Source organism: Ligilactobacillus sp. RTP31139st1_D10_RTP31139_211217, from assembly GCF_040226755.1.
GTDB classification, from domain to species: Bacteria; Bacillota; Bacilli; order Lactobacillales; family Lactobacillaceae; genus Ligilactobacillus; species Ligilactobacillus animalis.
In genome coordinates this window covers 229,174-236,847 of the sequence record NZ_JBCOAR010000001.1, presented here as the reverse complement: position 1 = coordinate 236,847, position 7,674 = coordinate 229,174, and the positions used below count along the sequence as shown (strand labels likewise).

The window sequence follows — 7,674 nt, the reverse complement described above, 5'->3', positions numbered from 1 at the left end:
AGTTTAAATATTGTTCTTCAGTATAATATCTTCGATTGGTGAGAGTCCGATATGCTTTTAACACACCTTTACTATCCCAAATTTGCAAAGTTCTGACTGTAACACCTAAACGTTCAGCCATTTCTTTCGGCTTTAACATTGTCATAATAACCACCCACTTTTACTTCTTTCCATGGTTTGTTATAACAAATTTTTCTACATTATTCTATGTTTTTGGTAACAGTTAACCACTCCAATTTTTTAAATTTTTATTACATTGTACCCAATACAATGCGTTGGAACAACAATTATCCTTAAATCTAGGTACTTTGATCCAGACCTAACGATTGAGCAAAAAGAAGTGGTATGCTATCATTAAGGCAGACCACTTAGAGGAAGGTGAAGCTATATGCCTGATGATGTGCATCGGCAGGGCAAAACGATCGCTGAGATCAAAGAAGGCGATTCATTGACTGTAACGGAAAGTATCTCAGAACGAGATCTGTTGATCTATTTGGGACTGACTAACGATAATAACCCACTGTATATTCAAAATGAATATGCACAAAAATTAGGGTACGCTGGTCCAGTTGTGCCCCCAGTGTTGTTGAGTGGGATCATTACGAGCTCAGTTTCAAAATTATTACCTGGACCTGGGAGTGAAGTAGTGAATTTTTCAGCTAACTTCATTCGGCCAGTCTATCATGATGAGATCGTCACATTCAGTTTTGAAGTGATCAAAGTTGATACGATGAAAGAAGTTGTGATGATCTCAGTTGAGGGTAATAACCGTCAAAATGAACGCGTTTTAGATTCAGTTGTCATGGCTCGGCCTCCGCGTCAGCAAGATTAGCTACATTTATAATTAGTTAGATAATTGAAAGAAGGAGAATTTTATGAATAACAATCCCGAAGTTTACGGTAATAGTAATGCTGGCTTGAACAGTTTCTTTACTAAGATGTATGGGTATATGAGTGCTGCAGTGGCAGTTTCGGCGTTAACGGCTTTCTTGGGTTCGTTTAGTCCGACTGTGATCCGGTTTATGAGTAATCCGATCGCCTTATTTGCGGTCTTTGGGGTCCAATTAGTTTTGGCTTACTCCATGTCATCGCTTAAGTCACAACGCTCACCATTAGTCAGTGCCTTAGGTTTGTTTGTCTTTGCCGGGTTGGAAGGTCTGCTCTTTAGTGGGATCTTCATCGTTTACACGGCCCAAAACATTACGAGTGCTTTTGTTTCCGCCTTTGTGATGTTTGCCGTTTTATCCTTTATGGGATCAACAACTAAAAAAGATCTCTCAGGGATCGGCCGCCAAGCTCGTGCAGCTTTGATCGCGTTTATCATCGTATCGTTGATCAACATGTTCTTGCAAAGCCCAATGATCACTTATGTCTTTTCCTTTATCGGCTTAGTGATCTTTGCCGGTTTGACAGCTTGGGATACTCAACGTTTACGTCAAATGTATCTTCAAATGGGTTCACAAGTAAATGTTAATAATTTGGCCTTGATGGGTGCTTTACAGCTCTACTTAGATTTTATCAACATCTTTATCTTCTTGTTGAATATCTTTACCGGTGCTGGTGGCGACCGCGACTAGTCAAACGAGTCTCTTCGACTTTTCGGAGAGGCTTTTTTAATTTCTACGAAAAATTTGTTAAAATAAAAGAAACTAGATAAGAGGACGGATCGATATGGCAGAAGATAAGAAAATGTTATTAGTGGATGGCAATAGTGTGGCTTTCAGAGCCTTCTTTGCGCTCCACAACCAATTAGAGCGCTTTGTCAATCATGCTGGGCTGCATACGAATGCGATCTATGGCTTTAAATTGATGTTAGACAAGATCTTAGGCGATGTTTTACCGAGTAATGTCTTAGTTGCTTTTGATGCAGGTAAAGTGACTTTTAGAACGAAAGCTTATGCTGATTACAAAGGCGGGCGTTCCAAGACCCCGACTGAATTGTCAGAACAGTTTCCTTACATCAGAGAATTGCTCGATGCTTATGGGATCAAACACTATGAATTACCCGAATATGAAGCCGACGATATTATCGGGACGATGACCGCTCAAGCTGAAAAAGCGGGCTATCAAGTCACGATCGTAACGGGGGACCGAGATCTGACCCAATTGACGACTGATAAGACGACTGTTGCGGTGACGATCAAAGGGGTAACTGAGATCGAAGAGTATACGCCAGCTCATGTGATCGAAAAATACGGCTTGCAACCAGCACAGATCGTTGATATGAAAGGCTTGACGGGTGATAGTTCAGATAACTACCCTGGGGTGACTAAAGTCGGTGAAAAGACCGCGCTCAAGCTTTTAAAACAATACGATACGATCGAAGGGATCTATGAAAACATTGAAGCGATGAAAAAGTCTAAGTTAAAGGAAAACTTGATCAATGATAAAGAGATCGCATTTCAATGTAAAGATCTGGCGACGATCAGAAAAGATGCTCCAGTAGACCTAACTTTAGCTCAGACAGCGTGGCCAGGAGCTAAAAAAGAAGATCTGCTCAAGTTCTTTGAAGAGATGGATTTTAAGAGTTTTATCGCTCAATTACAAGCTAGTTCAACCGCCGATGTCAGTGCAGAGCCTACTTTGAGTAAATTAAAGGTCGAACCTTTGGATGCTGCTAAGGTCGAAACGCTGGACTATGATAAAGATTCAGATATCAGCTTTTACCTTGAACTAAGTAATGATAATTATCATACAGCTGACTTTTGGGGCTTTGGACTTAAGATCGATGACCGATATTATGCAGCTAGAGATGTTGAGCTTTTGAAATTACCTAAGCTAAAGCAATTATTGGAAGATCCTGCGCTCGAAGTTGATGTTTTTGATGGCAAACAGACCTGTGTAGCCTTAGAACGCTTAGGTATCGAACTAAAAAATATCAATTTTGACTTACTTTTAGTCTCATATTTGTTAAATACAAGTGATAACAGCAATGATCTAGGTAATTTAGCCAAGCGACATGATTACTTTGATGTTGAGACCGATGAAGAAGTCTATGGAAAAGGGGCTAAGCGCAAAGTTCCAGCTGATGATGCGCTATACTTTGAACATTTAGCACATAAACTCAAGGCCATCTCAGACCTAGAAGATAAGTTGATGAAAGAACTAGCTGAAAATGAGCAAGAAGATCTTTATTTTGAGATCGAACGTCCACTTTCATTAGTTTTAGCACAGATGGAGATCTCCGGGATCAAAGTCGACCGTGAACGTTTAGACATCATGCAAAGTGAATTTAAGGAACGCTTGAGTGAGTTAGAACAACAGATCTATAACGAAGCGGGTGAGAAATTCAACATCAATTCACCTAAGCAACTTGGGGTGATCTTGTTTGAAAAATTAAAATTACCAGTCGTCAAAAAGACTAAAACGGGCTACTCAACAGCTGTCGATGTCTTAGAAAAATTACGTGGGATGTCACCGATCATCGATAATATTTTAGCTTACCGCCAATTAGCTAAATTACAATCGACCTATGTTGAAGGCCTATTGAAAGTTATCGCAGCTGATGGTAAGGTCCACACGCGGTATACCCAAACTTTGACGGCAACCGGACGTTTATCGTCAGTCGATCCTAACTTGCAAAATATCCCGGTCCGGTTAGAAGAGGGCCGTAAGATCCGGCAAGCTTTTGTACCAAGTCATCCAGATTGGGAGATCTTTGCTTCTGACTATTCGCAGATCGAGTTACGGGTCTTAGCCCATATTTCAAAGGATCCGCATATGCAACAAGCTTTCAAGGATGATTTTGATATTCATGCTAATACTGCGATGCGTATTTTTGGACTAGATGATCCAAGTGAAGTTACGGCTAACATGCGTCGGCAAGCTAAAGCGGTCAACTTTGGGATCGTTTATGGGATCAGTGATTTTGGTTTGGCTCAAAGCATCGGAAGTACGCGTAAACAAGCCAAAGAATTTATGGAGACGTATCTAGCTTCATTTCCTGGAGTCCATCAATACATGCAAGATATCATTGAGAGTGCGCGTCAAAAAGGCTACGTTGAAACACTTTTCCATCGCCGACGGTACTTGCCAGATATCAAGAGCAAAAATTACAACTTGCGCTCATTTGCGGAACGGACAGCGATGAATACTCCGATCCAAGGGAGTGCAGCTGATATCATCAAAGTTGCAATGATCAATATGCAACAAGCCTTAAAAGATGCGGGCTTAGAAGCCAAAATGTTGTTACAAGTGCACGATGAGTTGATCTTTGAAGCACCGAAAGCAGAGATCCCTAAATTAAAAGAGTTAGTGCCAAAGATCATGGATTCAGCTGTTGAGCTGTCGGTCCCATTAAAGGTCGAAAGCGCTAGTGGTAAGACGTGGTTTGAGACTAAATAGTATAAGATGAGGTGAAAAAATGCCAGAGTTACCAGAAGTAGAAACTGTCCGTCGCGGTTTGCAAAAATTAGTTTTAGGTCAAAAGATCGCGCGAGTCGAAGTTTTATATCCTAAGATGATCGTTGGTGATGCTGACGATTTTAAAGCTAAATTAACAGAGCAAACACTTGAAAAGATCGAACGTCGGGGCAAGTATTTGCTCTTTAGGTTTACAAATGGCCTTACCGTTGTCTCCCATTTGCGCATGGAGGGTAAGTTTTATGTCAAAGAAGCGACTGATCCAGTCGATAAACATACGCATGTCATCTTTGATCTAGCCGATGGCCGGCAATTGCGCTATAACGATGTCCGTAAATTTGGGCGAATGCAATTAGTTCAAACGGGTAGTGAAGAAAAATTGCCTGGGTTAGCCAAATTAGGACCAGAGCCAGTGGCTGAAACTTTTAAAGTGGCTGACTTTTATCAAAAGCTACAAAAAAAGAAGAAAAATATCAAGACCGCCTTACTCGACCAGACCTTGGTCACGGGTCTAGGTAATATCTATGTTGATGAGGTGTTGTGGCAAAGTAAGATCCATCCTGAGACGTCATGTCAAAAATTGACTTTAGACCAAGCAACGATACTGCATGATAATATCATCACTGAATTAGCTAAGGCGATCAAAGCAGGTGGCACAACGATCAGAAGTTACACGGATGCTTTCCAAAAAACAGGCGCTTTTCAGTTCGAACTAGATGTTTATGGCCGGACCGATGAGCCATGTAAACGTTGTGGAACAAAGATCCAAAAGATCGTAGTGGGACAACGGGGCACGCATTTTTGTCCGCATTGTCAGCAGGTGGTAAAATGTCATATATTCTAGGCTTGACTGGTGGGATCGGGATGGGCAAAACGACGATCAGTAATTTTTTACAAACATTAGATTTTAAGATCCTCGATGCTGATGTGATCGCCCGCCAAGTCGTTGAACCAGCGACCCCTGGTTTAGCTAAATTAAAAAAAACATTTGGATCTCAGATCATCCAAGCTGATCAGACTTTAGATCGGGCTAAACTCGGCAAGATCGTCTTCAATGATCCTAAGAAATTAGCTCAATTAAACCAGATCATGCAGCCATTGATCAGAGCTGAATATGAAAAACAGCTAGCTTTAGCTGAGCAAAAGGGCGATAAAGTAGTTGTGATCGATGCTGCCTTATTATTTGAAAATGGTTATGCAGATCATTGTGATGCAGTTATCAATGTTGAAGTTCCTAAAGCACTTCAGCTAAAACGGATCATAGAACGCGATCATTTGAGTGAGGAGGCGGCACTTGAGCGGATCGCTAGTCAGATGTCGGCTGAAAAAAGGCGAAATTTGGCTACAATTACAGTAGATAGTTCGGGAACAGTTGAAGAAACGCAAGCGCAAGTGATAAAATGGCTAAAGATAAATAATTTAATCGAAAATTAGGCAGCGAGGTAAAGATTATGAAGTGTCCAAATTGTCATCAAAATGGATCACGTGTAGTGGATAGCCGTCCCGCCGACAATGGACATGCCATTCGGCGCCGGCGGGAATGTGAAAATTGTGGTTTCCGTTTTACTACATTTGAAAGAGTAGAAGCAGCGCCACTCTTAGTTATTAAGAAAAATGGTGCTAGAGAAGAATTTAATCGTGAAAAAGTCTTGCGGGGTGTCATGCGAGCGGCTGAAAAACGGCCCGTCGCGATGGATGAGATCCAAAATATCGTCGATCAAGTCGAAACAAAGATCCGGGCAGTCGGCGGGAATGAAGTTTCGAGTCAATTGATCGGTGAATATGTGATGGAGATCTTAGCAAATGTCGATGATATCGCCTATATCAGATTTGCGAGCGTCTATCGTGAATTTAAAGATATGGCATCTTTTGCGAAGGAATTGCAAGACTTGATGGCACGTGACAACGAAAAAAATAAGTAGTTGGGGGATGTTAGGCGATGAGTGAAGGATTAAGGCAGATGTCGCCTAAGGATGGTTACGTCGTCAATACTAAAGCCCATATCGGTTCGACAGAGTTCAAAGTCATTTTAAAGCTCTACCAACCGTTGATGGGGGTCAATGCTTATGGTGTTTATTCACTATTAGCGACTAAAGTGGCTCAAACACCAGACCTGTTAGCCCGCCGGATGCATAAAGAGTTATTGGATATTTTGAGTTTAGGTTTGCGCGACTTTTACGAAGCGCGGATCAGATTAGAGGCCCTCGGGTTATTGAAGACATTCGTGCAAAAAGATGAACTTGGTCAAGTGTTTATCTATGAGTTACAAGCTCCTTTGAGTGCTGAGGCTTTCTTTAAAGATGATCTCTTGAGCATGCTTTTAGCCGATTCATTGGGACAGACCCAATATGATGAGTTAAAACAAGAATTTGTCAAACCAGATCTCACGTATGCTAATGCCAAAGAGATCACCAAGTCGCTACTAGATGTTTTTACGGTGAAAAAAGATGCATTACTCAAAAATTCACAGATAAAAGCGATACCTAAACCGACTAAAAATCTCGTCGATTCAGTCGAAGTCGATCTGGATGTAGAATATTTAAAAGAGCTTTTAGCCCGATCTTTTGTACCCGCAACTGAGATCAGCCGTTCACTTGAGACCTTAAAGTCGATCTCTTTGTTGTATGGTCTAGATGAACTAGAACTCGTCAAATTGCTCGAACAAGCACTAAATGTCAAAGATGATAAAGTCGATCTTGAGCTCGTCAAAAAATTAGCCACACAGCAATTTGATCGGCAATTCAAAGAGATAACACCTAAAGAGTCGAAAGTGACTGAACCAGTTGATCCGGCGGTGAGTGCGGAATTGACGCAAACTGATCTAGCGCTGATCGCCGTTTCAAAACAATATCTACCTTTGGAATTCATCGAAGAACTCAAACGGCAAAAGCACAGTTTTGTGACGAATTTAGAGCGTTATACGGTCAAAAATCTAGTTGAAAAGCAAGTTTTACCTAATGCGGTGATCAATGTGCTCCTGCACTATTATTTGATCGCGCAAAATAATACGATGCTGGAAGATAAAGTCGCTAATCGCTTTACCAAAGCTGCAGCTAAGTTGGCTGAAAAGAAGATCCAGACCCCAGAAGAAGCCATGCTTTATATGCGCGAGGCTAACCAAAAAGCACGAGAAAAGCAGAAACAAAAGCAATATTATGGGCGTAAGCAACAAGTCGTGCAAAAAGAGACTTTGCCGGACTGGGCTAAGACAAAAGAAAATAAAGCTGTATCTAAACCGGCTAAAGAGGATAAACAGGCCTTGAATGCTGAGATCGATGAATTGTTAGCTCAATTGGAACAAAGTGAATAGAA

General features: G+C 41.2%; 8 protein-coding genes. 7 read left to right on the top strand and 1 reads right to left on the bottom strand.

Features of this window, described 5'->3' with window-relative positions:
• On the bottom strand, positions 1-145 hold a 145-nt coding region (locus ABT996_RS01135), incomplete at its 3' end, for a MerR family transcriptional regulator (protein ID WP_349924590.1).
• Positions 146-388: 243 nt separating this feature from the next.
• Here ABT996_RS01135 and ABT996_RS01130 point away from each other — a divergent pair.
• The 7 genes from ABT996_RS01130 (at position 389) to ABT996_RS01100 (ending at position 7,672) form a co-directional block, all read left to right on the top strand.
• Positions 389-832 (top strand): MaoC/PaaZ C-terminal domain-containing protein, encoded by a 444-nt coding sequence (locus tag ABT996_RS01130; RefSeq protein ID WP_035448109.1) that lies wholly within the window; start codon positions 389-391, stop codon positions 830-832.
• A 43-nt stretch (positions 833-875) separates the two neighbouring features.
• Positions 876-1,577, top strand: a complete 702-nt coding sequence (locus ABT996_RS01125; protein WP_035448111.1) for a Bax inhibitor-1/YccA family protein — start codon at positions 876-878, stop codon at positions 1,575-1,577.
• A 94-nt stretch (positions 1,578-1,671) separates the two neighbouring features.
• Complete coding sequence (polA, locus tag ABT996_RS01120) at positions 1,672-4,344, top strand: DNA polymerase I (RefSeq protein WP_035448114.1); 2,673 nt, start codon at positions 1,672-1,674, stop codon at positions 4,342-4,344.
• A 19-nt stretch (positions 4,345-4,363) separates the two neighbouring features.
• Positions 4,364-5,206 (top strand): DNA-formamidopyrimidine glycosylase, encoded by an 843-nt coding sequence (gene mutM / locus ABT996_RS01115; RefSeq protein ID WP_035448118.1) that lies wholly within the window; start codon positions 4,364-4,366, stop codon positions 5,204-5,206.
• Positions 5,191-5,796: a dephospho-CoA kinase gene (gene coaE, locus ABT996_RS01110; RefSeq protein WP_035448120.1), complete on the top strand. Its 606-nt coding sequence runs from the start codon at positions 5,191-5,193 to the stop codon at positions 5,794-5,796. Before mutM ends, coaE begins: the two co-directional genes overlap by 16 nt.
• Positions 5,797-5,813: 17 nt before the next feature.
• Positions 5,814-6,284, top strand: a complete 471-nt coding sequence (gene nrdR / locus ABT996_RS01105; RefSeq protein WP_004048072.1) for a transcriptional regulator NrdR — start codon at positions 5,814-5,816, stop codon at positions 6,282-6,284.
• A 17-nt stretch (positions 6,285-6,301) separates the two neighbouring features.
• The gene (locus tag ABT996_RS01100) at positions 6,302-7,672 is read left to right on the top strand and encodes a replication initiation and membrane attachment family protein (protein ID WP_035448122.1); all 1,371 of its coding nucleotides are present in this window, start codon (positions 6,302-6,304) and stop codon (positions 7,670-7,672) included.
• Positions 7,673-7,674 lie beyond the last annotated feature (2 nt).